The sequence below is a fragment of the Brachybacterium timonense genome, from assembly GCF_900258505.1.
Lineage (GTDB): Bacteria > Actinomycetota > Actinomycetes > Actinomycetales > Dermabacteraceae > Brachybacterium > Brachybacterium timonense.
The window spans coordinates 76,855-102,253 of sequence record NZ_LT984895.1 but is presented as its reverse complement, the minus strand read 5'-3'; the positions used below and the strand labels follow the sequence as shown (position 1 = coordinate 102,253).

At 68.3% G+C, this 25,399-nt stretch carries 24 protein-coding genes and 4 pseudogenes; 15 read left to right on the top strand and 13 right to left on the bottom strand.

Annotated elements, in window-relative coordinates; all coding sequences use genetic code 11:
- Nucleotides 1-10: 10 nt before the first annotated feature.
- Nucleotides 11-721 carry a hypothetical protein gene (locus tag C8271_RS13655; protein WP_138774492.1) on the bottom strand — a complete coding sequence of 237 codons (711 nt, stop codon included), beginning with the start codon at nucleotides 719-721 and terminating at the stop codon, nucleotides 11-13.
- Between the two features lie 96 nt (nucleotides 722-817).
- Here C8271_RS13655 and C8271_RS14380 point away from each other — a divergent pair.
- Nucleotides 818-1,260, top strand: a pseudogene (locus tag C8271_RS14380) (acetylxylan esterase).
- Nucleotides 1,242-1,310, top strand: a complete 69-nt coding sequence (locus C8271_RS14375) for a hypothetical protein (protein ID WP_425428198.1) — start codon at nucleotides 1,242-1,244, stop codon at nucleotides 1,308-1,310. Before C8271_RS14380 ends, C8271_RS14375 begins: the two are co-directional and overlap by 19 nt.
- A gap of 271 nt (nucleotides 1,311-1,581) precedes the next feature.
- On the opposite strand, the pseudogene C8271_RS14335 reads toward C8271_RS14375, so the two are convergent.
- Nucleotides 1,582-1,722, bottom strand: a pseudogene (locus C8271_RS14335) (ThuA domain-containing protein); the annotation flags it as partial.
- Between C8271_RS14335 and C8271_RS14370 the strand changes: the two are divergent.
- Nucleotides 1,663-2,055, top strand: a complete 393-nt coding sequence (locus C8271_RS14370; RefSeq protein WP_425428175.1) for a hypothetical protein — start codon at nucleotides 1,663-1,665, stop codon at nucleotides 2,053-2,055. The pseudogene C8271_RS14335 and the gene C8271_RS14370 overlap by 60 nt on opposite strands.
- A gap of 277 nt (nucleotides 2,056-2,332) precedes the next feature.
- On the opposite strand, the gene C8271_RS00420 is transcribed toward C8271_RS14370, so the two are convergent.
- Nucleotides 2,333-3,115 carry a class I SAM-dependent methyltransferase gene (locus C8271_RS00420; RefSeq protein WP_106505649.1) on the bottom strand — a complete coding sequence of 261 codons (783 nt, stop codon included), beginning with the start codon at nucleotides 3,113-3,115 and terminating at the stop codon, nucleotides 2,333-2,335.
- A 75-nt stretch (nucleotides 3,116-3,190) separates the two neighbouring features.
- Here C8271_RS00420 and C8271_RS00415 point away from each other — a divergent pair, with 75 nt between their 5' ends.
- Together C8271_RS00415 and C8271_RS00410 are read left to right on the top strand one after the other, a co-directional pair.
- The gene (locus C8271_RS00415) at nucleotides 3,191-3,451 is read left to right on the top strand and encodes a type II toxin-antitoxin system Phd/YefM family antitoxin (RefSeq protein ID WP_106507766.1); all 261 of its coding nucleotides are present in this window, start codon (nucleotides 3,191-3,193) and stop codon (nucleotides 3,449-3,451) included.
- Nucleotides 3,448-3,708 (top strand): type II toxin-antitoxin system RelE family toxin, encoded by a 261-nt coding sequence (locus tag C8271_RS00410; protein WP_106505648.1) that lies wholly within the window; start codon nucleotides 3,448-3,450, stop codon nucleotides 3,706-3,708. Before C8271_RS00415 ends, C8271_RS00410 begins: the two co-directional genes overlap by 4 nt.
- Before the next feature lie 3 nt (nucleotides 3,709-3,711).
- Here the strand turns inward: C8271_RS00410 and C8271_RS13770 are convergent, their stop codons facing one another.
- From C8271_RS13770 to C8271_RS00380, 6 genes and pseudogenes are all read right to left on the bottom strand, one after another.
- Nucleotides 3,712-4,038, bottom strand: coding sequence for a GNAT family N-acetyltransferase (locus C8271_RS13770; RefSeq protein WP_170957747.1), 327 nt, complete (start codon nucleotides 4,036-4,038; stop codon nucleotides 3,712-3,714).
- 122 nt (nucleotides 4,039-4,160) lie between these two features.
- On the bottom strand, nucleotides 4,161-5,144 hold the full coding sequence (locus tag C8271_RS00400) for an NBR1-Ig-like domain-containing protein (RefSeq protein WP_170957746.1): 984 nt from the start codon (nucleotides 5,142-5,144) through the stop codon (nucleotides 4,161-4,163).
- 165 nt (nucleotides 5,145-5,309) lie between these two features.
- Entirely contained in the window at nucleotides 5,310-6,332 is a 1,023-nt protein-coding gene (locus C8271_RS00395) for a GH25 family lysozyme (RefSeq protein ID WP_170957745.1), read from the bottom strand.
- 50 nt (nucleotides 6,333-6,382) lie between these two features.
- Nucleotides 6,383-7,612: a DUF4185 domain-containing protein gene (locus C8271_RS00390; protein WP_170957744.1), complete on the bottom strand. Its 1,230-nt coding sequence runs from the start codon at nucleotides 7,610-7,612 to the stop codon at nucleotides 6,383-6,385.
- A 102-nt stretch (nucleotides 7,613-7,714) separates the two neighbouring features.
- Nucleotides 7,715-8,512, bottom strand: a complete 798-nt coding sequence (locus C8271_RS00385) for a CHAP domain-containing protein (protein WP_106505644.1) — start codon at nucleotides 8,510-8,512, stop codon at nucleotides 7,715-7,717.
- 245 nt (nucleotides 8,513-8,757) lie between these two features.
- Nucleotides 8,758-9,751, bottom strand: a pseudogene (locus C8271_RS00380) (IS481 family transposase).
- A 165-nt stretch (nucleotides 9,752-9,916) separates the two neighbouring features.
- On the opposite strand from C8271_RS00380, the gene C8271_RS14330 reads away from it, so the two are divergent.
- Both C8271_RS14330 and C8271_RS14325 read left to right on the top strand, forming a co-directional pair.
- Nucleotides 9,917-10,072, top strand: coding sequence for an acetylxylan esterase (locus C8271_RS14330; protein WP_342751926.1), 156 nt, complete (start codon nucleotides 9,917-9,919; stop codon nucleotides 10,070-10,072).
- A 14-nt stretch (nucleotides 10,073-10,086) separates the two neighbouring features.
- Complete coding sequence (locus tag C8271_RS14325) at nucleotides 10,087-10,416, top strand: acetylxylan esterase (RefSeq protein WP_342751925.1); 330 nt, start codon at nucleotides 10,087-10,089, stop codon at nucleotides 10,414-10,416.
- Between the two features lie 136 nt (nucleotides 10,417-10,552).
- Here C8271_RS14325 and C8271_RS00370 read toward each other — a convergent pair whose 3' ends face one another.
- Nucleotides 10,553-10,795, bottom strand: coding sequence for a hypothetical protein (locus tag C8271_RS00370; RefSeq protein ID WP_106505643.1), 243 nt, complete (start codon nucleotides 10,793-10,795; stop codon nucleotides 10,553-10,555).
- Nucleotides 10,796-10,975: 180 nt separating this feature from the next.
- On the opposite strand from C8271_RS00370, the gene C8271_RS00365 reads away from it, so the two are divergent.
- The 5 genes and pseudogenes from C8271_RS00365 to C8271_RS00345 all read left to right on the top strand — a co-directional run bounded on the left by C8271_RS00365 (nucleotide 10,976) and on the right by C8271_RS00345 (nucleotide 17,779).
- The gene (locus C8271_RS00365; protein ID WP_106505642.1) at nucleotides 10,976-11,974 is read left to right on the top strand and encodes a dihydroxyacetone kinase subunit DhaK; all 999 of its coding nucleotides are present in this window, start codon (nucleotides 10,976-10,978) and stop codon (nucleotides 11,972-11,974) included.
- 11 nt (nucleotides 11,975-11,985) lie between these two features.
- Nucleotides 11,986-12,645 (top strand): annotated as a pseudogene (dhaL, locus tag C8271_RS00360) (dihydroxyacetone kinase subunit DhaL).
- Between the two features lie 369 nt (nucleotides 12,646-13,014).
- A complete protein-coding gene (locus C8271_RS00355; RefSeq protein ID WP_245920680.1) occupies nucleotides 13,015-15,441 on the top strand; it encodes a glycoside hydrolase family 3 protein in 2,427 nt (808 codons plus the stop codon).
- A 315-nt stretch (nucleotides 15,442-15,756) separates the two neighbouring features.
- Nucleotides 15,757-17,115, top strand: a complete 1,359-nt coding sequence (locus tag C8271_RS00350) for an amino acid permease (RefSeq protein ID WP_106505640.1) — start codon at nucleotides 15,757-15,759, stop codon at nucleotides 17,113-17,115.
- 199 nt (nucleotides 17,116-17,314) lie between these two features.
- Nucleotides 17,315-17,779 carry a DUF2871 domain-containing protein gene (locus tag C8271_RS00345; protein ID WP_106505639.1) on the top strand — a complete coding sequence of 155 codons (465 nt, stop codon included), beginning with the start codon at nucleotides 17,315-17,317 and terminating at the stop codon, nucleotides 17,777-17,779.
- 262 nt (nucleotides 17,780-18,041) lie between these two features.
- Here the strand turns inward: C8271_RS00345 and C8271_RS00340 are convergent, their stop codons facing one another.
- The 3 genes from C8271_RS00340 to C8271_RS00330 all read right to left on the bottom strand — a co-directional run bounded on the left by C8271_RS00340 (nucleotide 18,042) and on the right by C8271_RS00330 (nucleotide 21,923).
- The gene (locus tag C8271_RS00340; RefSeq protein ID WP_106505638.1) at nucleotides 18,042-18,824 is read right to left on the bottom strand and encodes a hypothetical protein; all 783 of its coding nucleotides are present in this window, start codon (nucleotides 18,822-18,824) and stop codon (nucleotides 18,042-18,044) included.
- A gap of 229 nt (nucleotides 18,825-19,053) precedes the next feature.
- Nucleotides 19,054-20,268 (bottom strand): exo-alpha-sialidase, encoded by a 1,215-nt coding sequence (locus C8271_RS00335; RefSeq protein WP_106505637.1) that lies wholly within the window; start codon nucleotides 20,266-20,268, stop codon nucleotides 19,054-19,056.
- 38 nt (nucleotides 20,269-20,306) lie between these two features.
- A complete protein-coding gene (locus C8271_RS00330; RefSeq protein WP_245920678.1) occupies nucleotides 20,307-21,923 on the bottom strand; it encodes an alpha-N-arabinofuranosidase in 1,617 nt (538 codons plus the stop codon).
- A 268-nt stretch (nucleotides 21,924-22,191) separates the two neighbouring features.
- Between C8271_RS00330 and C8271_RS00325 the strand changes: the two genes are divergently transcribed.
- From C8271_RS00325 to C8271_RS00315, 3 genes are read left to right on the top strand one after another with little or no spacing between them, the layout of a single operon-like run.
- Entirely contained in the window at nucleotides 22,192-23,529 is a 1,338-nt protein-coding gene (locus C8271_RS00325) for an ABC transporter substrate-binding protein (RefSeq protein ID WP_106505636.1), read from the top strand.
- Nucleotides 23,526-24,449 (top strand): carbohydrate ABC transporter permease, encoded by a 924-nt coding sequence (locus C8271_RS00320; protein ID WP_106505635.1) that lies wholly within the window; start codon nucleotides 23,526-23,528, stop codon nucleotides 24,447-24,449. Before C8271_RS00325 ends, C8271_RS00320 begins: the two co-directional genes overlap by 4 nt.
- A 13-nt stretch (nucleotides 24,450-24,462) precedes the next feature.
- Nucleotides 24,463-25,398: a carbohydrate ABC transporter permease gene (locus tag C8271_RS00315; RefSeq protein WP_106505634.1), complete on the top strand. Its 936-nt coding sequence runs from the start codon at nucleotides 24,463-24,465 to the stop codon at nucleotides 25,396-25,398.
- Nucleotide 25,399 lies beyond the last annotated feature (1 nt).

Here is a 25,399-nt window from a genome sequence, read left to right as displayed (position 1 = left end):
GAGGGAAGGATCACCGCCGCGCTCTCGTGACCAGGACCACCGCCAGGACGGCCAGTCCCGCGACAGTCGTGCCGACCGCAACGGCCCCGATCACCAGGTACGGCAGCAGGTCCCACAGGGTGTCGACCGGGGAGGACGGGTCGTCGACCTCCGGTGGTGTCTCGTCATCATCCTCCTCCGGTGGTGTCTCGTCATCCTCCTCCGGTGGTAATCCGCCGGTTGGTCGTTCGAAAAACTCGGGGACATGAGAGAGATCCGAGGGCTCCCCGAGCTCGTCCGTGAGGAACTCACGCTGCGCCTCGAGGCTCTCTGCGGGGGGCCCACAGTCGATCCACCGGAAACTGTCGCTCCAGTTCTCACCCCAGACGATTAGGCGGTCGCCCTCCTCGAAGGAGAGTGCCGGACAATCCCCCTCCTCGATCCCGAAACTGATCGCCCGGTACTCCGGCTCGCCCTTCCAGGATCGATCCAGTTTGATCCAGATCGCGGTGTAGTCATCCCCCGGGCTGACGAAGATCGTCTCGACGGTCCCCTCGGCCACAAGCTCCGCTTCCGCCAGCGCCTCCTCCATACTCGGTGCCTGGCAGGAACAGGCATGCGCCGGCGCCGCCGGCCCGCCGAGGACCAGCAGCGTACAGGCCAGCAGCGTCGGCACCAGCGCGGCAGTGAGGGCGAGCAGTTGATGTAGCGGCGTGCGGCCGCGTACGACAAGATCGGACATGGCAACCCCCCAAAGCAGACCCTGTGATTGTCTTCTGAACCTAATCTCCCGCGCGCCCCGTCGGTCGCAGACGAGGGTCACGAAGCGACCACGATCGTGGGTGGAGTCCCGAACAATGGGCCAGGCACGACCACCCGCCCGACCGAAGGAACAGCCACGCCGCTGTGGGATCTGCCCGTCGACAAGCTCGAGACCTATCTGCCCGACTTCGCCGAACCCTCCGACTTCGACGAGTTCTGGGCCGAGCGGCTCACGAGGCCCGCGCCCACGATGTGATCGACTCCGTCGAACCCGTGGGGGCCGGCCTGGTGCGGGTCGAGACCTACGACGTCACCTTCCGCGGCTACGACGGCGAGCACATCAAGGCCTCGTACCAGCGCCCCGCCGGGATCGAGGATCCGGCGCCCCGCGACATGTTCGACACCTTCCCCGACATGGGTTCGGGTACCAGCGTCCCGCCGGGATCGAGGATCCGGCTCCGACGGTCGTGGGCTACATCGGCTATGGCGGCGGCCGCTCCATGCACGTGGACCACCTGACCTGGGTAAGCGCCGGCTACAACCACCTGATCATGGACACCCGCGGGTAGGGCTCCGGCGGTGCCACCGCTTAGCTCGCCGCCCACGTGCGCTGGCTCACTGAGAGGTTCTGACCTGAGCCTGACGAGCGGGTCCAGACAGCCATGAGCGTATGGAAACGGTGACTGACCTCATCAACCCCGGCGACCTCACCGGGCAGGCAGCCCTGAGTGTACGGAAACGGTACTGGAGCATGGCGTCGCAGCCCTATGGAGCTGTGGCGCCACGCTCCAGTACCGGTTCACCTCACGACGGCTGGTCACCTCACGCCGTCGGGTCACCTCACGCCTGGCTACGCGCCGCCCAGAGCGTGCCGCGCTCCACGAGGGTGCGCACTGTCGGGTCCTGCAGGACGGCGACGTCATGGCCCCGCGTCAGCGCCATGATCCGACCGGCGCCCCACTGCCGGGTCCACACCGCCGGGCAGGAGCGCCGGAACCGCCACGGCGTCTGGCTGCACCACTACAACAATCATCGGCCCCACACCGCCTGCGGCGACAAGCCCCCGACCTCACGCCTCCACGCCAGCGTCGACAACGTCATGACCAACTACAGCGAGTCGCCGTCTATGAGCACGCCGAGCGCCGCCGCGGCCTCGACAAGGAGGGTGAGGACCGCGAAGGCGCCGTGGAGGTGATGGCCAATGCGGCGCTCATCGTCGCCGCCTCCGACGGCCTGCTGATCCAGTGGCTGCTCGAGCCCTCGATCGAGCTGCAGCAGACCCTCGAGCTGTTCGCGGTGCTGCTCGCGCCGTGAGCGGCGGGACCGCCCGGCTCGGTGGGTCCGTAGCGATTGCGCCAGATCCGCAGGGCCTCCTCACCGACGCCGAGCTGTGGTGCGACGGCACGGATCGATGCTGCTCGGGGCCACCTTCGAGGGGCGGGCGGTCGTGAACCATGCGCCCAGCACGCTCGCGCAACTCGGGACTGAGCTTCCTGGGCATACCCCGATTCCCCGTGCTCAGACTCGGAACGAAACCCGGGGCGCTTCAGTCCATGGCCCCGTTCCTGCATCCTGATCCGTGTCCGCAGCGTCATGGCCCCGCAACAACAAGCACCGCACGATTCACGAAGGTCAGGGTGCCGCTCTCCTTGGCGGCCTGCGCGGTCCGGCGGTCGAACTCCTTCATGACTCGCTCCTGCACGGCGTCGGACTGCGCCAGGTATGTCTTCCCGGGCGTCGCGACGCCACCAGCGATCCCGGCCCAGAGATCCTCGGGGGCGATGGTCCATTCCCACTGGATCTCGCGGGCGTCGAGCACGTCGGCGCCCGCGTCCCGAGCGAGGTTAGCGAGTCCACTTTCGGTGCGCGCGAAGTCGAGTTCGGCAGGCAGACGCGTGCTGGGCGGCGGTGTCACCTGCGCGGCGGCGAAGACGTCGGCGACGAGGGTTCCCCATCCTGGGCCGCCAGCGGGCCAGATCGTCATCGCGAGGCGTCCATGCGGTGCCGTGACCCGCAGTAGCTCGCGGACGGCTGCGCGGGGATCGGGGAGGTGGTTCACCACGAAGTTTGCCGTCACGGCAGAGAAGGAGCCGTCCGGGAGATCGAGCCGCGGGAGAGCACCCGGTCTCGTGCGGCCGGGCAGCGTGATCTCCGCGAGCCGGCGCATGTCCTCATCGGGCTCGACACCGACGGCGTCGATGCCCCGTGAATGTGCGGCGAGGAGCAGCTCACCGGTGCCGCTGCCGACGTCGAGCAGGGTCCCTGTTCCGTCGATGGAGTCGATCACGGCGTCGAGCACAGCCGGGATCGTGCCGGCGCAGAGACGACCGAAGGACTGCTGATATGCAGCGGCGACGTGTTCCCACGAGCTCATCCGGTCAGTCTGGCAGACGTGGGCGTCGCAAGCTCCACTGTGTACACAGTGTTCACTGTTGGATATGATCGGGCCATGGATACCGTGACCTCCCGCATCTCAACGCGCGACCTGCGCAGCCACCTCGCCGATGTGGTGGGACGCGCACGCTACGGGAGAGAGCGGATCGGGGTGACGCGCAACGGGAAGCTCGCTGCTGTCGTCATCAGCGTCGAGGACCTGGAAGCCCTGGAGGCCTTCGAGATGCAGCAGGATTTGCAGGCCTACCGTGAGGCCAAGGCGGCCGACGACGGCACCCGAGTGAGCCTCGAGGATGTCCGCGCCGACCTCGCATGACCTACACCGTCGAGTTCACGACCGCCGCCGCACGACAGGTCAGGAAGCTGCCGCGAGCCGAGCGCGGCAAGGTCGTGGACGCGATCGCACAGCTCGAAGAGGACCCGCGGCCCCATGGAGCGCGCAAGCTCGTCGGCGAGAAGACGGCCTGGCGGATCCGGGTCGGGGACTATCGCGTCATCTACGACGTCTTCGATCAGGAACTCCTGGTCACTGTGGTGAGAGCCGCACATCGCCGTGAGGCGTACGAGCGCTGAGCCTCACAGTCGGGCGAGCCGCACCCAGTCTCGGGCCTGCACCCCGCCGACGTCGAAGATCCGCTCACCGATGATCGTGAAACCGAGCCGCTCGTAGAAGGCGTTCGCTCGTGCGTTGTCCACGTGCGTGCCGAGCCAGACGAAGGCCTGACCCTCCACGGCCAGTGCCTGCATGGTCTCGCGGCACAGCGCCTCCGCGACACCTGTGCCGCGCACCTCGGGCCGGGCGTACATCTTGGACAGGTATGCGGCGCCGCGCCCGTCGGTCGCCGCGAGCGCCGCCAGGCCGGACGCATCGGACTCATGGGCGGGGCGGAGCGTGCAGGGCATGAGAGGACCGTAGCAGGGTGGGGTGGCGGCGAGGGATCGGAGCGGAATGGTCGAGTTGGCGGAGCAGAATGCGTGGGAAGGGCAGCGTCTATCCGGCAGAGACTCGATTCGTCCCGGTCTGCTCAGCCTGCGGTGACGAGCATGAAGTAGATCGGTCGGGAGTCCGGGAACGATGGTGATCCGTCGGCGTTCACCATCTTCCATTCCACCCGGCACGAGTCTCCTGGTTTGTCCGGCATCGTGACGGGAACGTGGATCTCCGCGTCACTGCCGGGCACGGTGTCGGGGATCTCCACCTCGTCGGGCGTGATGCAGTGGGCGCCCGCCGAGTCCGCCGGCGTGATCCGCTGGAGCGTCCTTCCTGACCATTCCGCGCCGCCGGCGTTGGACAGGCGCCACACCTTGTCCACCTTCGCGCCCGGATCGACCACGCTCTCATCGGGCAGAGTGACATCCTCGAGCGGACCGGCGACATCGGCTACGACGCCAGAACCGCCGTCGCTCTGATCCGATGCGCCGGGGGCGCCGGAGGCAGGCGGGGCAGCCGTACTGGTCGACCCGGCAGAGCCGAATACCACCGCGCCAGCGGCAAGACCGACCCCGCCGCCAACGAGGAGCCCGAGCGCAGCGGCCACAGCGACGGGGCGCGAGCGCCAGCGTGACGCGGAGCCGCCGGTACTGTTCAACACCGATGCGGAACCGGACCTCTCGTGCGGGCGGGCCTGCCCCGTTGCCGTCTCATCGGTAGCGCCCGTCGGCTCGCTCACGTCCGCGTTCTGCTCTGACTCGGCGTGAGGATCCGCGACGGCGGGGACCGGTCCGGTGAGATGGTCCTCGAGAAGCTCGGCGACGTGTGCCCAGCGGGCGCGCCATTGTTCCGGATCAGCGCCGCAGGCACTGATGAACTGTTCAGTCGTCTCCCACGACGGTAGGCGCAGACCTCGCGAGGCCTCATACAGCGTGGTGTGGGAGATGCAGCCGGAGCGCTTGGCCATGGTACGGAACGACGGGCGGCCGCACTCGCGGCGCAACGTGTTCAGCTGCGCGGCGAACTGCTCAATTGCGGCATCCCTGGCTGCTTCCGATTCTTCCTCGGACACGGCCACCCCCCGGCAGATCCATGCGGCACTTTCGGTACCACACTGTATCTGCCGGGGGGCTCCCCCGGAGCTACCCGTGAGATCACGAGCAACTGGCCTCAACGCGCCGTGGTCAGCGCTGCCAAGCCGGTGGCGAATGATTCGGCGGCATCAGTCGCCGATCCACGCGGCTTACTTGACTCCCTTGTTCGCCAGGGCATCCAGATCCTGTCGGTTTCCATGGAACCGGTTGATGTCCGGATTCTCCGTGTACTGGTGGATCGTCCAGTCCTTCCAGCCAGCGGGGAGGTCCCCCGGCTTGCCCGCCGGCACGTCGTAGGAGGCAATCCACAGTGGATGGTTCCCGAACTCGGTGTTGCCGCCAGTGCAGTCGTTCCACCAGTTCGCTCGGGTGTAGATGATCGGGCGGGTGCCCGTGCGCTTGAGGTAGGTATCGGAGAACTCCCGCACGTAGTTCACGATCTCCTGCGGTGACTTCCCGAAGCAGGCCCCACCATTGGCTTCGAGCTGACCCGGCTCCTCCAGATCCAGCACGCCCGGCAGCGTGCCCGAGTCAGGCGACCAGCCACCGCCGGCGTTGATGAAGTGATCCACCTGCTTGGCCGCCGGCTCACCGTTCGGGGACGCGAAGTGGTAGGCGCCAGCGACCTGTCCCGCATCCTTCGCCGCCTGGATCTTCTTCTTGGCATCGGGATCCGTCAGTTCGTCCGTGGTGCCCTCGGTGGCCTTGACGATGAGGAAGCTGCTGTTCTTGAGGGTCTGCCCCTCGTGGTTCGCAGTGTCCTCACCCTCGACCACATCGGAAGGAGCGCCGGGATCAGGCTTGCCGCCGCCCTGGTCGCAGCGAGGCACGCCTTGGGCGAACCCGTCGACACCGGTGCGCACATACTGGTCGGGCACCCACAGGTCATCTGCCGTCTTGTCCCAAATGGCGCCGTCCTTCTCCTGCTGGCACACCACCGGGACGTCCTGCCCAGCGCGGTACTTGTCGACCACGACGCCGGGGGCGTCATTCGGCTGGCCGATCTCCTGTCGGCCATTGAGGTCTGCCTTCGCGGGGAACGCGTGCGATTCCTCCGCGGAGGCCTGCAGGGCGCCGCCCGCGGTCACGGCGATGGCGGCCAGGGCGAGGGCAGCGGCCCGACGGGCGCGGCGTGTCCAGGGTGCCGATGCTGTCGTGGAAGTGATGATCATGGATCTCTCCTTAGTGCGGTCCGGTGCTTCTGAATCGCTAGGTGACGGGTTCAGAAGAAGTTCTGGAAACGGAAGTTCTCCACCCAGTACGGCCACCCGCCGGGGGCGACCTTCTCGTGTGCTCGCACCCATTGGCTGACCAGCATTTGGAAGTCGTCGACCGTGCCGCCGGGCACGATCCCGCCCAGGTACAGCGATGTCATGCGTGTAGCGGACTCTTCCTCGTAAGCCGCGCCTTCCAGCAGCGTGACCGGTTTCGCCGCGTGCAGATCAGCCCACGGCTCGTCAAGCAGGTACGCCTGCAACTTTCCGTTGATCACGGAGCAGAACATCCACTGGTCGCCGAAACGACGCAGAGAAGATTCGCCGAAGCCGAACCCGTCCTTGATGAGGTTCCCGGCTTTGTCGTGTGTGTCGGCCGTGAGGATTGGTGATGGCTCCTGGCCCCATTTCCAGCCGTTCTCCTTGGTCCAGCCCCAGGTCTCGTAGGCGTTCTTGTCGCCGATCCTGTCGTGGGGCACGCGGCGCATGTACAGCGGGGAGCCGCGGTACTTGGAGGTGTAGATGTACACGTAGCCGTCGTCGTGGAGGTCCCAGGTCCACAGCCAGTTGTTGGCCTCGGCCTCGTCTTTCTGCCAGTGGGCTCCGGTCCACTCCCAGGTTGCGCCGTTGTCGGAGGACTTCCACACCGCGGTGTGGTCGAGATTGCACCAACCTTTAAGGATCCACACCTGCATGTACATGGTGTCCCCGATGGTGATCACATCGCTGGGAAGCTTTGTAGAGTACTCGGGCCGGTACTCTGGCAGCATCTGCTGAGCGGTGTCGCCGCCCACGGCGCCGGACCAAGAGAGTGCCTGGTCGGCAGGTTGGTCGGGTTCTGCGTAGAGGCCGGTGGGAGACATCTGCTTCTGGTGAGGTTTGTACCAGGAGGCGTAGGAATCGCCGAAGACGACGAGCGTGCGGCCGTCGGGGCATCGTGCGGGAATCCCGATATCTGTGCGCTCCATCGCCACGTCTGTGGTGACGCCAGGTCCGGTCACATTGCCCAGTCGAGTCACGGTGCTTCCCTTGACTGAGCCAGGCGCCTTGGCGCCGGCCTTGACGTTTCGCGGTGGTGGCTCGACCGCATGTGCTGCGGGCATGAGCCCGTTCGGACCACCGGGGAGCATGCCGGAACCCACGGTCAGGGTTCCGCCGATAGCGAGCGCAGCGGAGCCACCCAACAGGCTGCGGCGGGAGAGGTCATGGAAGCGGTGGGGATGCGTATGTGCGGTCATCGGATGCATTCCTTGTCGAGAGAGTCGATCTCATGCATGCAGGTCGTACGGAAGGGAGCGACCGCTCGACCGCCGAGTTCGGCGGTCGAGCGATCAGCGGGCTCAGTCGAAGTGGACGACGTGCTGGAAACCGAGGTCTGCGCCGTCGATCCGATCGATGTGGCGCGTGCCGTAGGCCCGGGAGTTGTCCCAGTTGTATTCCTCGACGTCGAAGGAGCCGTCGGGGTAGACCTTGTTGATGTAGGCGACGTGGCCGTGGAGCTGGCCGTCCTCGGAGGAGACGTGGACGTCGTTGATCGCCAGGGCACCCACCTCCGGGGTCTCGTCGACCCGCAGACCGGCGTTTCGGGCGGCGTCATCCCAGTTCCCCGCATCGCCCCAGATCTGACCGTGCCAATCGTTGTTGAAGTCGTGGGCGGGGGTGCGCTGGCGCACTCGCCACGCGGCGAAGGCCGTGCACTGGTCAGATGCGAAGCCATACGCGTTGTGGTCGAAGTCGTCCACTGGCTCCTGCGGGGCGTCCTCGGGCGGCAGCGGGGCACCGCAGTCAGGCAGGCCCTCGACACGGCCGTCGGTGCCGGTCTTGATGTACTTGTCCGGGACGAAGGTGTCCTTGTCGGTCTTGTCCCACAGCTGGCCCAGATACTCCTGCTGGCAGGTGATCGTGACCGGGTCGCCCTCCTTGAACTGGTCGACCACGGCTCCCTCGCCACCAGCGGGGTCACCAATGTTCTTGCGGCCGTCGATCGCCGTCTTAGCGGGGTAGGTGTGTGAGCCCTCAGCGGAGGCCATGTCCGGCAGAGCGAGAGCGCCGCCCAGGGCGACGGCGGCGCCAGCGAGGATCGCGGCGGTGCGGGCAGTGATGGTGCGTGCGGTCGCGGTTCGGTTGATGGTGCTCATCGGGTCTCTCCTTCGTGATGCGGCGGGTGCCGCTCGGCGGATCGGACAAGAACCACGTTTGTGCCGACGGGTCGGCGTTCGCCACCGCTGCGGACGCCACGGAACGTGTCAGGATTTGTCAGACTGTCAGAGAGTGCAGGTCAGAGAGCTTCTGACAACGGTGCGTTAGGAGGCGTCAACGGACGCGAGGGAACGAGGGCGGACGTTGTCGAGAGGCTCGTGGGCTCGCGAGCGTCGACCGATCACTAGGTGTGATGTCCAGGGAGGTTGTTGAGCCTGGTGGCAGGCGCGGCACCGATCGCGGAGTGGACGTGATGATGATTGTAGAAGTGCAGCCATCCAGGCAACGCGGCTCTGCGCTCCGTCTCTGAGCTGTAGAACTGGGCGTAGGCCCACCCGTCAGCGAGCGTGCGATGGAACCGCTCAATCGTCCCGTTCGTCTGCGGCCGGTAGGGCCCAGTCCGCTTGGACTTGATCCCGAGCTCGGTGCAGGCACCACGCCAGGCGCGCGAGCGGTAGGCCGAGCCGTTGTCCGAGAGCACCCGCTCCACCTCCATGCCCAGGCGCGCGAAGTAGGCGACCGCGCGGTGCAACACCGCGATGGCCGTCTGGCTGCGTTCATCGGAGTGCATCTCGACATAGGTGAAGCGGGAGTGATCATCGATCACGGTGTGCACAAAGCCCACCCCGAGCCGGGGCTGGTATCGGGCATCACGGGTCCTTCGCGGTCCGAGGTCGCCGCGCGGTGCTTCATGCCCTGCTGGCGCCCGATGAATCGGTGTCCGCCCCCGTCGGGGATGCGGCCGAACGTGGTGACGTCGACGTGGATCAGCGAGCCGGGGTGGGGGTGCTCGTAGCGGTGGATCGGCTCGCCGGTGACCCGGTCCAGACGGGCGAGGCGGTGATCTGGCAGCGCACGAGCACGGCATGGACGGTGGAGGCCGGCATCTTGAGTTCTCCGGCGATCTGGGCCGGCCCCAGGCGTCGGCGCCATCGGGCGGCCGCGATCTGTTTCACCACCGTCGGCGGTGTTCTGGTCGGCATCGTGGACGGCCGGCTGGACCGGTCTGTCATCCCTGCAGGTCCCTCGGCCCGCAAGTGTGTGGCCCATTTGCGTGCGGTGGGCGGGGAGACCATGAACATCTTGGCCGCGGTGGCGACCGGCCAGCGCTCCTCGACGATGAGCTTGGCCAGGCGTAGGCGAGCGCGAGGGGTCAGGGCGGCGTTAGCGTGAGACATGAAGGCCTTCTGTTCGCGTGAGCGGTTTCTCGACAACTCCACTCCCGCAACAGGAGGCCTTCGCCCGTCAGTTGTTCACGCAACAACATCCCTGGACATCACACCTAGCCCGCCGACTTCGACGAATTCTGGGCCGAGCGGCTCACCGAGGCCCGCACCCACGATGTGATCGACTCCGTCAAACCAGTGGAGACCGGCCTCGTGCGGGTCGAGACCTACGACGTCACCTTCCGCGGCTGCGACGGCGAGCACAGCAAGGCCTGGTACCAGCGTCCCGCCGGGATCGAGGATCCGGGGCCGACGGTGGTGGGCTATCTCTGATCGCCGCGGGCCCCGTGCCCGATGTCGATGCGGTGCTGTGCGACGTTCCGTTCCTGTGCCATATCCGCCGCGCCATCGACATCACCGACGAGTTCCCCTACCAGGAGATCGTCCAGTACCTTTCCACCAACCGCGACCGTCTCTATGCTGTGGAGCACACCCTCGGCTACGTCGACTCCGTGCATCATGCCCGACGGGCAGGGGCCGCTCTGAACATGTCCGTGGGTCTGCGCGACATGGTGCGCCCGCCCTCGACGGTGTATGCGGCATACAACCATGACGCCGGGGCGAGCGGCGGCTCACCGGAGAAGACGATGACGGTCCACGCCTTCAACAAGCACTAGGGCGGAGCCACCGCCCAGCTCGCCGCTCACGTGCGCTGGCTCACTGAGAGGTTCTGACCTGAGCCTGACGAGCGGGGCCAGACAGCCCTGAGCGTACGGAACCGGTGACTGACCTCATCAACCCCGGCGACGGGTGCTACCGCACGCTGGGCCGGGGTTCCGGAGGGGCCGTCTGGTCGCTGCGCTCTGTCACCCACGCCCGCCAGGACGGATGCGCGAGGTGCTCCCGGAACGCCTCGATGGACAGGTTCTCGGCGATGAACGCGTCGATCGCCGAGCGCCGCATGAACGACGGGCAGGCATCGGGGAACAGCTCACCGGCAAGGGCGCTGAGCGCCTCGGCATCGGCCGGGACGGCCCGGCGCAGCGTGTAGGACATGTCAGGGACGGTACTCCCGCTCGACCATCGTGATCGGTCGTGTCCGGTCGGCGGCGCTCTCACGGGGTGCTGAGTGCGGGCGCGTTGGGAAACGCTTGAAACGACCGCCTCGCGCGACCGCGGGATCAGGCTCAGCCCCCACCGCGTACCCTCGGTATCACTCGACCAGAAGGAGCGCTGATGCGTCGATCCATCGTTAATGATCCCGACGACCTCGTTCCCGAGGCCCTCGAAGGACTCGTCCTGAGCCACCCGCGGATACTGGACTGGAACCAGGAGCACCGCTACGTGACGCGCCGCGTCCCGGCGCGCGACAAAGTGGGGCTCGTCTCCGGAGGCGGCTCCGGCCATGAGCCGTTGCACGCCGGCTTCGTCGGCGCCGGCATGCTCGACGTGGCGGTCGCCGGCTCCGTCTTCGCCAGCCCCACCGCCCTGCAGGTCCTGGAAGCGACGAAAGCCGCCGATCACGGCCAGGGCGTCGTCCAGGTGGTCAAGAACTACACCGGCGACGTGCTGAACTTCCGCATCGCTGGTGAGTTCTCCGGCGACGACCAGATCGACACCGAGATCGTGCTGGTCGACGACGACATCGCCTCCGACAAGGGTGGCAACGAGGGTCCCGGCCGTCGCGGCACCGCAGCCACCGTGATCGTCGAGAAGATCTGTGGCGCCGCCGCGGAGCAGGGCTACACCCTGCCGGAGGTCGCGGCCATCGGCCGTCGCGTCGCTGGGCGCGCCCGCTCCATGAGCCTGGCGCTCGCCGCCGGCACCCATCCCGGCGACGAGGAGCCACAGTTCGAGCTGCCGGCCGATGCTGTCGAGCTCGGCGTCGGCATCCACGGCGAGCGCGGCATCGACCGCGTCCCGTACACCGACGCCGACGGCCTGACCGCTCAGCTCGTGGACCCGCTGGTGGAGCACCTGCAGCTGCGTCGCGGCGAGGACGTCCTTGCGATCGTCAACGGGCTCGGCTCCGCCTACCCGTTGGAGCTGCAGGTCGCCGCTCGCGCCCTGCACCACCGCCTCGCCGACCTCGGCATCCACATCACCCGCAGCCTCGTCGGCTCCTACGTCACCAGCCTGGACATGCAGGGCTTCTCGATCACCCTGATGCCGCTGGACGACGAGATCTGTCGGCTCTGGGACGCCCCCGTCCGCACCCCTGCCCTGACCTGGTGAAGGAGACTGAGATGACTGACGGATCCACCCTGGGCGAGGACTTCGGCCGCGCCTTCATCACCATCCTGCACGAGACCCTCTCCGGTGCCGCCCCGGCGCTCGGTGACCTGGACCGTCGAGCCGGCGACGGCGACTTCGGCGACAACGTCCGCGTCGCCATGAAGAACGCCTCCCGCAACATCGCCGAGACGAACCCGTCCACCTACCACGAGTGGGTCCAGGCCATGTCCATGGCCTGGCTCGGCGTGGGCGGCACCTCCGGACCTCTCAACGGCATGTTCTTCCGCGAGCTCTCGAAGGCATCGGCCGACGAGAGCGCCCCGTCCCTCGAACAGTTCGCCGAGGCCCTCGCCGCCGGCCAGGCCACCGTGCAGCGGTACGGACAGGCCGAGGTCGGAGACAAGACCATGATCGACGCTCTCGCTCCGGCCGTGTAGGCGTTGCACCAGGGTGGCTCGGTCACCGAGGCCCTGGACCGCGCCGCCGAGGCCGCGCGCACCGCCGCCCAGGGCACCGCCGACGTCGTCGCCAGACGGGGCCGCGCCAGCTATGTGGGTGACGTCTCCAAGGGCGTCATGGACCCCGGCGCCGCTGCGATGGCGCTGGTCATCGCCGCGGCGAGCGCGGCCGCAGCGGGAGAGACCACGGTTGAGACCGACTGGATCGGCTGATCCGGGCAACGGTCGACCGGGCCTTCACCGCGCTCGCGGCCCGCAGTCCGCCCCGGAACGACGACGCCGGCACAGCCGACGGCGGGGTGGACCTGCCAGAGAGCTTCGTCCTGCCCCCGTTGCCCACGTTCCCATAGACTGCTCGCTGAGAACGTTCTCCATCGGGATGGGCTGATCGCACACGCATTCGCCGGATGCTGAAGGACCGGCCCCCGCCTCGTCGGTCGAGCAGGTCGACACGTCCCCCACGGGTCGACGATGCCTGTCAGTGGGTCCCCGAAGGGCCCCTGTCGGTGGGTCCCCGAAGGACGCCTGTCGGTGGGCGCCCGAGCGGGAACGTCGACTGCTGCCCCTGCGAGAGAAGGCATCGTGAACGACGTCCCCACATCCCAGTACTTCACCTCGGTCGACCCCGACGTCGACCGCAGCGTCGACCCCGATCTGGCTGCCAGGGCCCGGGCGCTCGCGGCCCAGGGCACCGTGCTGCTGCGCAATGAGGACGTGCTCCCCCTGCGTCCGGGCCAGAAGATCGCGGTGTTTGGACGCATCCAGAAGGACTGGATAGGCGTGGGCTACGGCTCCGGCGGTGATGTCAACGAGCCGTACCAGACGAACCTCCTGGACTCCCTGCGCGCGAGCGGCATCGTCGAGGTCGATGAAGAGCTCGCCGCCCGCTACGAGACCTTCAGCGTCGAGAACCCGGCCGATCCGGGCGGCGTCTGGGGCCAGTGGCCCACCCACTATCCGGAGCTTGAGCTCTCCGACAACGAGGTGCGTGCCGCCGCCGAACGCAACGAGGTGGCGATCCTGGTGATCGGCCGTGCGGCCGGGGAGGACCGCGACGCCCAGCTCGAACCTGGCTCGTACTACCTCACCGAGCAGGAGAGGACGCTGCTCAGCCAGGTCACCGGCGCCTTCGAGCGCACCGTCGTGATCCTCGACGTCGGCAACGTGATGGACATGGCCTGGGTGGAGGAGCATCCCATTGCGGGACTGGTCATCGCCTGGGCCGGCGGCATGGAGGCCGGCAACGCCCTGGCAGACGTCCTCACCGGCGCCGTCGAGCCAGGCGGCCGTCTCACCTCGACGATCGCTCGCCGCTACGAAGACTGCCCGGCTGCACCGAACTTCGGCGACGCCGTGGCCACCGATTACGTTGAGGACATCTTCGTCGGCTACCGCTACTTCGAGACCTTCGCCCCGGAGGCGGTCCTGTTCCCCTTCGGCGCGGGGCTGGGCTACACGGACTTCGCCGTTGAGCCGCTCGGCGCGGAGTCCGACGACGAGCACATCACCCTGCGTGCCCGCATCACCAACACCGGTGAGCGCCCCGGCTCCGAGGTCGTGCAGGCGTACGTGGCCAAGCCCGTCGGCGCCCTCGCCCAGCCTGCCCGCGAGCTCATCGCCTTCACCCGCACCGAGCAGCTCGAGCCCGGCGCGAGCGCCGAGGTCGAGCTGACCGCGGCCTGGGGCGACCTCGCCTCCTACGACGACGCCGGCACCACCGGCCATCGCAGCGCCTTCGTCCTGGAGGCCGGCCAGTACGAGTTCCACCTCGGCCACGACGTGCGCGCGGCCGTCCCCGCCGGTGCCATCGAGGTCCCCGAGCTGCGGATCGTCGAGCAGCGTGAGGAGGTCGCCGCCGTCGACCCGGCCCACGCCTTCGAGCGCATGACTCTCGGCCACGGGCCCGACGGCCGCGCCGTCGTCTCCCATGAGCCCGTCCCCACCCGCACCGTCTCATTGAAGGACCGCATCCTCGAGCGGCTCCCGCAGGAGCTCACCGCCCCCGAGGAGGCCAGGCCCGACTTCTCCGAAGTGCTCGAGGGCCGTCTGGACGTGGAGTCCTTCGTCGCCACCCTCACCCCGCGCGAACTCGCCGACATCACGTACGGCGACGTCACCATGGACAGCCCTCTCGGTGCGGCCGGCAACGCGGGGGCCGTCGGCGGCGTCTCCAAGGCGTTGCGTGCCCGCGGTGTGACCCCCGCGATCACAACCGACGGCCCCTCCGGAATCCGCATCTCGGACTATGCCTCACTGCTGCCGTGCGGCACGGCCCTCGCCTCAGCCTGGAACCCGCAGGCCGTTGAGGAGATGGCCGCGCTGCACGCCGAGGAGATGATCAGCAAGGGCTCGGACATCCTGCTCGGCCCCGGCATGAACATCCATCGCGACCCTCTGTGCGGCCGGAACTTCGAGTACTTTTCGGAGGACCCGCTGCTCTCCGGCCTCACCGCCGCCGGGCAGGTGCGCGGCATCCAGTCGAAGGGTGTGGCAGCCTGCCCGAAACACTTCGCCTGCAACAACCAGGAGTACGAGCGGATCCACGTGGATGTACGCGTCTCCGAACGCGCCCTGCGCGAGATCTACCTCAAGGGCTTCCGGATCATGGTCCGTGAATCCTCCCCCGAGGTCATCATGACCTCGTACAACAAAATCAACGGCGTATGGGCGCACTACCACTACGAGCTGGTGACCACCATCCTGCGCGGCGAATGGGGCTACGACGGCTTCATCGTCACCGACTGGTGGATGCGCATGGCCCAGGACCCGGACTTCCCGGCGCTACGCGACAGCGCCTACCGGGTGCGCGCCGGCGTCGACGTGCTCATGCCCGGCGGCACCCAGCACGACAGCACCGTCCGCGATGACGCCGCCTACCAGTCCCACCAGCAGGGGGATGGCCTCACGCTCGGCGAGCTGCAGCGCACCGCTATGCACGTGCTGCGCTACCTGGCCCGGATGAAGCCTCAGGGCCACACGCGTGGACGTGGGGAGCGTGAGGAGGTCTGAGGCGACACCGGCGGCACGGCCAGCGCACCAGCTTCCTGGGCCCCAGACTCGGAGCGCTTCGCCTTCGTTGCCTACCCGATCGACTGACGTTCCCTTACGTCGGCCGGCCTGCGCCTGACCAGGCAGTGCAGCGATAAGGTGCCGGGGTGACCCCATCCCAGCCCCCGCACCGCGAACGCCCCTCCGCCCCNCCGCGGGCAGGCCGCGGCGAGCGCGAACGTGAGAGAGAGGCCCCCCCCCCCCCCGGTCGGCCCCCCGGCGGCGCCCGAACACCCGCCGGGGCCCCCCCCCCCCCCCACCCAGGGCCGGCGGGCGATGAGCGCCGTGGCTCCGGCGTCCGGCACAGGGCTGTTCCTGGGCTCCGGTGGCGCGATCGCAATCGCCGGCCCCGCCACGATCGTCGCCTTTGCGCTCGGCTCCCTGATCGCTGCGACGATCGCCCTGGCCATGGGGGAGATGGCATCCCGGCATCCCGTGCACGGCGGCTTCGGTACGCTCGCCGCTCATTACCTGTCCCCGTTCTGGGGCTACCTGGTGCGCTGGCTGTACTGGATCACCACCGTCGGCGTCACCGCCACGGAGCTTGTCGCCTGCGCGATCTACCTGTCCTACTGGGCCCCGGGCGTGCCGATCTGGGTAGGGATCCTCCTGTTCGCGGCGATCATCGTGGGCGTGAATGTCGTGACCGTCGGCTCCTTCGGGGTGGTCGAATTCGCGCTGTCCAGCATCAAAGTGCTCGCGGTCATCGTGTTCATCCTGATCGGCCTGTTCCTCGTGTTCGTCGGCACACCGTCGGCGCCCGCGCCCGGGCTCACGCAGCTCACGGCCGACGGCGGATTCGCGCCCAACGGCTGGGCGGCGGTGTGGGTCGCGCTGTCCGTGGTGATGTTCAGCTTCGGCGGCATCGAGCTGCTCTCCATCACCGCCGCGGAGGCGAAGGACCCGGCCCGCTCGATCCGTACCGCTGCTCGCACCACGGTGATCCGACTGGCGTTCTTCTACGTGCTGTGCATCGGCATTGTCGTGGCGCTCATCCCGTGGCAGCAGGCTGCTGCGAGCGGTGATGACGTTGCCGCCTCCCCGTTCGTCACCGTGTTCGATGCGGCAGGGATCGCCGGTGCAGCGCATGTGACCAACGCGCTCGTGCTGATCGCCGCGCTGTCGGCCGCCAACGCAAACCTCTACGCCGGCAGCCGCATGCTTCACTCCCTGGCGCTCGACCGACTCGCACCCAAGGCGTTCGCACGGCTCTCCGCGCGCCGAGTCCCGGTGGTCGGTATCGCCGTGTGCTCGCTCGGCATCCTCGTTGCCGCCGCGCTCGCCTTCTCCGGCGTGGGCGGCGTGTTCGGGAAGCTCATGAGTCTGGTGGTTTTCTCCGCGGTGATCGTGTGGGTGCTGATCCTCGTCACCTATATCGCGTTCCGGCGGGCCCGCCAGCACGGCTCATCCTTCCGCATGCCAGGCGGCGTGGTCAGCGCCGGTGTGGGACTGGTGGGTCTCGGTGCTGTGATGGCCACCGTGTTCGTGCGTGACTCGATGACCGAAGCCGCCCTGATCGGCGTGCCCGCCGTGCTGCTCGCAGCCCTGTTGTACGCGCTGGTGGTGCGCCGACGCATCGACCGCGCCGCGATCGCACGCGCCATCGAGGAGGCCGAACCGGCCGAGGCGCAGTGACCCGCGGGGGGAATTCGGTACTGGAGCGTGGCACCACCGCTTCCAGGGGCAGCGGCGCCACGCTCCAGTACCGAATCGCTACGGCACGCCGGGACCTCGGACCCATCCGACGGCACCGACAGGGCACGAACCGGGGTTATCCTCCGAGATCCACCGAAGGATGGATCCGCACGTGGCAGGCGTTTCCTAACCTGGCGGCATGACACGCCTCATCAATACTGCCTTCGCGTACATGATCCTGGGCCTGGTCTCAGGCGTCTTCTACCGTGAGTACACGAAGCTCACCGACACCCTCACCACCGAGTCGCCGCTGAGCACCGTCCACACCCACCTGTTGGCACTGGGCATGCTCATGTTCCTCGTCGTTGCCGCTCTCGACGGCCTGCTTACGCTTCGAGGGCGCCGGTCCTTCGAGATCTTCTACTGGACCTACAACGTGGGCCTGATCTGGACCGTTGCGATGATGGTGGTGCGCGGCCTGTTCACGCTGAACGGCCACGACCCGGCCACCACCTCGGCAGCGATCCCGGGCATGGCCGGGCTGGGCCACGTGATTCTGACCATCGCGCTGGTGTTCCTGTTCATCGCCCTGCGCGCCGGCGCGAAGGAGCGTGCAGCCGCGACGCAGACGGCCAGCACGAGCCACGACCCCAAGGCGGTCTGAGCTCAGCCGAAGGAGCCAGCGGTACGGCCCCGCGCCGCCCGGCCCGCACTGCTACGCCGCGCCGCCTGGCCCGCACTGCTACGCCGCGCCGCCTGGCCCGCACTGCTACGCCGCGCCGCCTGGCCCGCACTGCTACGCCGCGCCGCCTGGCCCGCACTGCTACGCCGCGCCGCCTGGCCTGCACTGCCACGCCGCGCCGCCTGGCCTGCTAACGGCACGCCCGGGCCCGGTGTCGAGCAGCCAGGGCAGGCCTGCCCGCCGCTCAGTCGTCGACCTGGGCGTCCTCAGGGGTGGCCAGGTAGATCACGTCGGAGACTTCGACGATCGTCGGCTCCTCAGTGCCCACCCCGAGCTCGGCCTTCCACGGCTGCTCGGTGGTGTCGAAGTACTCCATGGAGCCCTCCTCCAGCGTCAGCAGCGCGCTCTCGCCGTCCTCGCAGTGCAGCCAGGAGCTGCGCCCCTCGGCATGCGGCATGTGGTCGTGGGCGACCAGGTTGCAGGTCGTCCCGTCCTCTAGCACGGCTCCGACCGGCGATGCCCCGTCCTCGGGCGGCGGCGCGCTGAATCCGTCGGCCTCCGGACTGCGGAACCGGACGGCCTGCTTGTCGGCATGGTTCCGCACGCACAGCGTCTCCCCGCCGTTCGCATGGCAGGCGATCAGCCCCGCCGCAGTCGGACCGCAGGTGAAGTAATCGGGGCCATCGCCGAACGGGGAGGGACCGATGAAGCCGTTCGCGCACGGATTCTCGTCGAGCTCCTCGATCTGCCAGGAGTCATCCGGCCAGACGAAGGAGATCGTCGTCGCAGCCTCGTTCGGTTCCTCCTGCCCGCCGGCATCGGAAGCGCTCGGCTCGGAGTCGACGCTGCCACCGTCGGAGGCGCCGGGCTCGGAATCGACGCTGCCGCCATCGGAAGCCTCGGCCGTGTCCTCCCCCGGCGGGGGTGCGGCAGCATCATCGGCCCCGCCCCCGCAGGCGGCCAGGAGCATGGCGGAGGCGGCAGCCGCGATCAGTGCTTGCCAGACTCGGAACGGTCGGATGGTCATGAGAGCCCCTCTCGGCTGCACCACGTCATACAGATGTCCACCACGGTACGGGCTGGCAGGGTCCGGCGGAAGGAACGCCGCCCAGCTGGCAGGGTCCGGCGGAAGGAACGCCGCCCAGCTGGCAGGGTCCGGCGGAAGGAACGCCGCCCAGCTGGCCGGGCCGACGGAAGGAGCGCCGCCCATCTGGCCGGGACCGGCCGGATCGAGCCGGTCCCGGCCCGGTCGGGGCTCAGCGCCGCGAGCCCACCCAGGCCTCGCACACCTCATCAGCGTTCGGCGCGGAGGTGATCTGCACCAGGTCACCAGCAGCCGAACGCACGAAGGTGGGGGAGTAGTTGGGGCAGTAGTTGTCCCACGGATCCTTCACCGGCACCGGCACCCGCTCGGTCACCCACGGCACCCCCTCAGCGATGCGCTTGCTGCGCAACGCGATCTTCCCGTTGCGGTGGCTGACATCCCCGTCGGGCGCATACTGCATCTGTGCGCCGAGCAGCACGGACCCGTCGTCGTCCACCAGGATCGTCGGAGTGTGCCGCGGCTCGGTCCCGTCGGCGGCGCGGATCACCGGATCCAGGTGCGTGACCGGACCCCAGCTGCGGGGATCATCGCTGGTGCGCATGTGGATGCGGCACAGATGATTCGGGCCGCACACCTCGTAGCTCATCAGCCAGCGACCGTCGTGCAGCCGACGCACATTGGGCATGCCGGGCCGGGCCGTCGGATCGGCCAGCGCGATGGTCTCTTCGACTTCCGTCCACGTCACAGCGTCCGTCGAGGTCTGCTGGACGATCTTCTGGGAGTGGCGCTCACCGTCGGTCTCGTCGCAGAACCACATCACCAGGGTGCCGTCGTCGGCGAGCGCGAACTCCGGTTCCCACAAGCCGCCGGCGTTCGATGCAGTGTGCGTGATCGCGATCCGTTCCCAGCTGCGGCCCACGTCGGTGCTGGCCCAGATCCGGATCGACATGCGCCGGTCCTCGCCGGTGTCCGCCCCCACCGAGGCCGCCCACAGCAGCGTTCCGGCCGGCAGGTCGCCGACCCGGTCAGGCAGCTCGTAGAGGGTGGCGCAGCACAGGCCCTCGCCGCCGGTGGTCGCCTCGTCGCCGACCTCGCCGATCTGCTCGAAGGTGGCCCCGTCGTCGGTGGACTCGAAGACGGCGCCGGTGCCGCGCGGCCCCTCGAAGGTGACCACGCTGGCCAGCAGCCGTCCGTCGGCCGCACCGTTGTGCGCGAGCCGGATCGCCCGCGGGTACAGGCCGGTGCCGGGCATCAGCCGACGGGGCTTGCGGCGCCCCTTCCCGCCGGCGGGTCTCGGGGCCGACGGGTCCGAGCCCGCGGGGAGGCCGCCCGGCGTGCCGCTGCCGGGACCGCCAGCGGCGGCAGGAGCCGCGGCTCCTGCCGTCACCGCTGCGGCCAGTGCCGTGGTGAGGGTGCGTCGTCGCATGGCTGCTCCGTTCCCGACCCGCGTCGGTGCAGGTCGTCTCAGGGGTGGACGCGCTGGGCGTCCCGGTTGCCCGGGCGGTGCAGACGCAGCATCGCCCAGGAGATCGGGGGCAGGTTGGCGTGCAGCACGCCGTCGCTGAGGGTCGTGCCGGCCAGGGGAGCGGGCAGGACCCGATCGGGATGGTCCGCGGTGTTAGTGGCCGACGGGTCCTCGTCAGTGATCACCAGGGCCTCGGTGAGCTCGAGATCGGGGTCGAGATCGCTCAGGTCGACCTCGAGCGCAGCTGGAGCATCCTGGCCGCGATGGGTGGCGAGCACGGTGAGCGCACCGGTGTCCTCGTCCCAGGTGGCGACGGTCTGCACACGCTCCACCTCGCCATGCTTCGCGGTCGCCAGCGTCGGGCCCGAGGCCGCCGTGCGCAGCACCTGGCCGCGGGCATGCGCGGAGGTCAGCGCGAAAGGGTGGGCGATGGTCTGCAACCAGGCAGGTCCCGCCGGCTCGGTTCGGATCAGCCCGAGCACGTTGACCAGCTGGGCCTGGCAGGCGGCGCCCACCCGGTCGGTGCGACGCAGCAGGGAGATCAGCAGGGAGCCGACGACGACCGCATCGACCACGGTGAAGGTCGATTCAGCCAGACGGGGCGCGATCGGCCAGTCCTCACCGGTGGGCTCCGGCACCGCGCCATCGCCGGCCCTGGCCACGCCCCATTCATCCAGGCTGATCAGCGTGGTTTCCCGGCGGCGCTGCGTGGCGGCGACATGGTCCGCCGTCGCGCAGACGGCGTCGAGGTAGCGCTCCAGGTCGACGGCGGAGGCGAGGTAGGAGGTGCGGTCGCCGTCGTCCTCGCTGTAGTAGATGTGCGCGGAGATCAGGGAGCAGTCGCTGCCGGCCGCCTCCAGCACCTCCCGCTCCCAGCTGCCGAAGGTCGGCATCGACGGGAAGGAGGATCCGAAGGCGACGAGCTCGAGGGCGGGATCGGCGCGATGCAGCAGGGCCGCGGTGCGGGCGGCGACGGCGCCGTACTCGGCGGCCGAGCGATGGCCGATCTGCCAGGGCCCGTCCATTTCATTGCCCAGGCACCACAGCCGCACGTCCCACGGCTCTGTGCGGCCGTTGCGGATCCGGCGGTCGGCCAGGTCCGTGCCGGTCTCCCCGTTCACGTACTCCAGCAGTTCCGCGGCCTGCTGCTCGCCTCGGGTGCCCAGGTTCACGGCGAGCATCGGTTCCGCGTCGACGAGGTCCAGCCAGTCCATGAACTCGTGCAGACCCACCGTGTTCGGTTCGGTCGAGTGCCATGCGAGGTCGCGACGCACGGGCCGCTCCTGGACGGGGCCGATGCCGTCCTCCCAGCGGTATCCCGACACGAAGTTCCCACCGGGGTAGCGGATCAGGGTGACGCCGAGGTGACGGACCAGCTCCAGCACGTCTCGACGGAAGCCCTGCGCGTTGGCGCTCGGGTGCGAGGGCTCATGGATCCCGGTGTACACGCAGCGGCCCATGTGCTCGATGAACGAGCCGAACAGTCGACGGCGCACGGGGCCCACCGTCATGTCGGAGTGAAGCCGCACCCGGGTGGGGGCGGCGGTACCGGGCAGTGGCGTGTCGGTCCTCTTCGCGGCTGCGCCGGTTGTGGGCGACTGCGTGCTCCTGCTCATCAGGTGCCTCCCGATGCTGGGTGGTGGACCGGCTCTGGTCACGCGGGTGGTGGGCGCTCGCCGTCGGGGCGTGCAACGTTGCCGAACCCTGCGAGTAAACGATCTCTTGCGCTCGACTGTACAACGATGTACCTTGTGGTGCACGTCACCGGTGAGGCGCGTCGAGGCTTGCAAGGTCGCAGCCGCCCCGGTGGTGCGTGACGGGCGACGGTGCTGCTTGCAGCCATGCCTGGACCCTCAGACCTCGATGACGAGCCGGAGAGAACACGTGAGACGACGATCCTTCATCACGGGAGCGGCCGCCGCGGCCTGTGCCGGCCTGACCACGAGCTGCGGCAACCTCTCCTCCGACGATCCGAACAACATCACCTTCATGTTCCGCGGCTCCGCCGAGGAGCGGGCGGTGTTCGCCGAGGCGGTGCGGATGTTCGAGGAGAAGACCGGATTCGGTGTCAGCCTGATCGACACCGCAGTGGATCAGTACGCGACCAAGCTGCAGACCGCGATCCTGGGCAACTCCGCGCCGGATGTCTTCTACTTCGACCCGCCCCAGACGAAGTCCTACATCACCAACGGCGTGCTGCTGGACCTCGATCCCTACGTCGCCTCGACCGAGCAGCCGGTGGACGATATCTGGGAGTCGGGCATGGAGCGTTATCGCTTCGACGGCGAGCTGATCGGCCAGGGCCCGCTGTACGCCATGCCCAAGGACGTCGGCCCCTTCGCCTACGGCTTCAACAAGACTCTGTTGGACGAGATGGGGGTCGAGCACCCCGACCCCGATGTCCCCATGGACTGGGACGACTTCCTGGAACGCTGCCAGAAGCTGACCGGTGACCGCGACGGCGACGGCACGCGGGACTCCTGGGGAGCTTCGATCAACATCGGCGCCGACATCCATGCCTTCCTCTGGTCCAACGGGGCCTCCTGGCTCAGCGAGGACACCCGCACCGTCACTGTGGACACTCCCGAGTTCCGTGAGGCGCTGCAGTACCTCGTGGACCTGCAGAACGTGCACGAGGTGACCCCCTCGATCACCGAGTCGCAGGGCCTGGACGGCTACCAGCGCTGGCTGCGCGGCCAGATCGGTTTCTTCCCCGTCGCCCCCTGGGACCTCACGCTCTACCGCACGCTCGATTTCGAGTTCGACCTGTGCCCCTACCCGGTCGGCGCGACCGGCGAGCCCGCCACCTGGATCGGCTCGCTCGGCATCGGGGTCTCCGCGAAGACCACCAAGCCGGAACGGGCGGCCGAGCTCGCGATCTTCCTGGCCTGCGACCCCGATGCTCAGAGACTGATCGTCGATGGCGGTCAGACCATCCCCAACACCGAGACCCACGCCCGTGAATGGGTGGCCGACACGAGCGTCGAGCCGCAGAACAAACAGGAGTACCTCGACATCGTCGAGGACTACGGCCGGGTGACCGACGAGAACCTCACCTACACCCGCGCCTGGATGGACACCTTCTACACCAATCTTCAGCCCGTCCTCGAGGGCCGGCGCGACGTCGGCGAGTACCTCGCCGAGGTGCAGGTCGCCATGCAGGCCGACCTCGACCGCGGCCAGGAGCAGTTCGAGATCGACCGGGAGGCGAACGCACAATGACCACCGCCACCACCACGCCCCGGGCGGAGAGGAAGCGGCGATCGAGCCTCCACCGGCCCGACCGATTCTGGGGTTCGATCTTCATCGCACCGCCGGTGCTCGGCTTCGCCCTCTTCGCCCTGGCCCCGCTGCTCTACTCCTTCTATGCGGCCTTCACCCACTGGAACGGCCTGAGCGCGCCGCTGTTCTCGGGCCTGACCAACTTCGAGCGGATGATCGGCGACGAGCTGTTCTGGACCGCGCTCGGAAACACGGTCTTCCTGATGCTCGGCATCCCGATCGGCCTGTTCATCTCCCTGCTGCTGGCGCTGGCCCTGAACCGACCACTGCCCGGCAGGGCCGTCTTCCGTGTCCTATACTACCTGCCCGGCGTCTCCTCCGTCGCCGCGATCTCGATCCTGTGGCAGTGGGCGCTCAACGGCGACTTCGGTTTCATCAACCAACTGCTGTCGATCGTCGGCATCGACGGTCCGAACTGGCTCAACGAGAAGGCGTGGGTCAAGCCGGCGCTGATCATCATGGGCGTGTGGAAGGGCATCGGGTTCTCCACGCTTCTCTACCTCGCCGCACTCCAGTCGGTGCCCCGCAACCTGCTGGAGGCCGCCCAGCTCGACGGCGCCGGGACCATCGATCGCTTCCGCCACGTCACCGTGCCGATGCTGCGCCCGGTCACCTTCTTCCTGGTGGTCACCGGCATCATCGGCGGCGCCCAGATGTTCGCGGAGATCAACATCATGACCCCCACCGGCGGTCCCGAGTTCGGCTCCGCCACCATCGTCTGGTACATCTGGCGCGAGGGCTTCCAGAACCTCCAGCTGGGGTACGCGACCGCTATGAGCCTCGTCCTGGGACTGATGATCTTCCTGGTCACTGCGTTCCAGTTCTGGCTCAACTCCCGCAACGTCTTCACGGTGGAGTGAGAGGAGAGTCCCCATGGCCACCACCGCCCTCACCACCGGACCCCAGACCCCCGGGGCCGTCCCTGGATCAGGCCTGACCGACGGCCCTGCCCCGCGCCGACGCCGCCGTGAGGACCGCACCTTCCAGACCACCGGAGACATCATCGTCTTCATCCTGCTGTGCCTCGGTGCGATCACCATGCTGCTGCCGCTGGCCTGGATGGTCTCCACGGCGCTGAAAGCCCCCGAGAACGTATTCCAGGTGCCGCCGCAGTGGATCCCCGACCCGTTCCGCTGGGACAACTTCGTGCGTATCTGGGATGCCGGGCCGCTGCTGACCGGTATCCGCAACTCGGTGATCGTCTCGGTGACCGTGATCGTGATCGGCACCATCACCTCCAGCTACGCCGCCTACGGCTTCGCGAAGATGCGCATTCCCGGCAAGAACGGGATCTTCCTGTTCCTTCTGGCCGGCGTGATGATCCCGTTCCCGGCGCTGATGATCCCCACCTTCATGCTGTTCTCGAAGATCGGCTGGGTGGACACTCTGCTGCCGCTGATCGTGCCCGGTCTGTTCGGCAATCTGATGATGGTCTTTTTCCTACGCCAGTACCTGCTGAGCGTTCCGGACTCCCTCATCGAGGCCGCAATCATCGACGGCGCCACCCATCCGCAGATCTTCTGGCGGATCGTGCTGCCGCTGATCCGGCCGGCGATCGCCGCCCAGGTCATCCTGTGGTTCATGGGCGTGTGGAACGACTACCTTGGCCCGATCATCTACCTGAACTCGGAGAACGTGCACACCCTGCAGCTGGTGATCGCGAACTTCAACGCCACCTACGCTGTGCAGACAGACTTCCCGCTGATCATGGCCGCTTCGCTGGTGGCGCTGCTGCCGGTGCTGATCGTCTTCCTCGTCTTCCAGCGGCAGATCATCGAATCGATCGCGCTGACCGGATCGAAGGGCTGAA

What these genes read in the sequence shown, in the direction of transcription:
- C8271_RS00350 (WP_106505640.1), top strand. Translation starts at nt 15,757, where the DNA reads ATGAGCGCCGTGGCTCCGGCGTCCGGCACAGGGCTGTTCCTGGGCTCC.
- C8271_RS00390 (WP_170957744.1), bottom strand. Translation starts at nt 7,612, where the DNA reads ATGACCGCACATACGCATCCCCACCGCTTCCATGACCTCTCCCGCCGC.
- C8271_RS00415 (WP_106507766.1), top strand. Translation starts at nt 3,191, where the DNA reads ATGGATACCGTGACCTCCCGCATCTCAACGCGCGACCTGCGCAGCCAC.
- C8271_RS14370 (WP_425428175.1), top strand. Translation starts at nt 1,663, where the DNA reads ATGGCCCCGCGTCAGCGCCATGATCCGACCGGCGCCCCACTGCCGGGT.
- C8271_RS00345 (WP_106505639.1), top strand. Translation starts at nt 17,315, where the DNA reads ATGACACGCCTCATCAATACTGCCTTCGCGTACATGATCCTGGGCCTG.
- C8271_RS00365 (WP_106505642.1), top strand. Translation starts at nt 10,976, where the DNA reads ATGCGTCGATCCATCGTTAATGATCCCGACGACCTCGTTCCCGAGGCC.
- C8271_RS00340 (WP_106505638.1), bottom strand. Translation starts at nt 18,824, where the DNA reads ATGACCATCCGACCGTTCCGAGTCTGGCAAGCACTGATCGCGGCTGCC.
- C8271_RS00330 (WP_245920678.1), bottom strand. Translation starts at nt 21,923, where the DNA reads ATGAGCAGGAGCACGCAGTCGCCCACAACCGGCGCAGCCGCGAAGAGG.
- C8271_RS13655 (WP_138774492.1), bottom strand. Translation starts at nt 721, where the DNA reads ATGTCCGATCTTGTCGTACGCGGCCGCACGCCGCTACATCAACTGCTC.
- C8271_RS00335 (WP_106505637.1), bottom strand. Translation starts at nt 20,268, where the DNA reads ATGCGACGACGCACCCTCACCACGGCACTGGCCGCAGCGGTGACGGCA.
- C8271_RS00420 (WP_106505649.1), bottom strand. Translation starts at nt 3,115, where the DNA reads ATGAGCTCGTGGGAACACGTCGCCGCTGCATATCAGCAGTCCTTCGGT.
- C8271_RS13770 (WP_170957747.1), bottom strand. Translation starts at nt 4,038, where the DNA reads ATGCCCTGCACGCTCCGCCCCGCCCATGAGTCCGATGCGTCCGGCCTG.
- C8271_RS00320 (WP_106505635.1), top strand. Translation starts at nt 23,526, where the DNA reads ATGACCACCGCCACCACCACGCCCCGGGCGGAGAGGAAGCGGCGATCG.
- C8271_RS00315 (WP_106505634.1), top strand. Translation starts at nt 24,463, where the DNA reads ATGGCCACCACCGCCCTCACCACCGGACCCCAGACCCCCGGGGCCGTC.
- C8271_RS00395 (WP_170957745.1), bottom strand. Translation starts at nt 6,332, where the DNA reads ATGATCATCACTTCCACGACAGCATCGGCACCCTGGACACGCCGCGCC.
- C8271_RS00410 (WP_106505648.1), top strand. Translation starts at nt 3,448, where the DNA reads ATGACCTACACCGTCGAGTTCACGACCGCCGCCGCACGACAGGTCAGG.
- C8271_RS00385 (WP_106505644.1), bottom strand. Translation starts at nt 8,512, where the DNA reads ATGAGCACCATCAACCGAACCGCGACCGCACGCACCATCACTGCCCGC.
- C8271_RS00370 (WP_106505643.1), bottom strand. Translation starts at nt 10,795, where the DNA reads ATGTCCTACACGCTGCGCCGGGCCGTCCCGGCCGATGCCGAGGCGCTC.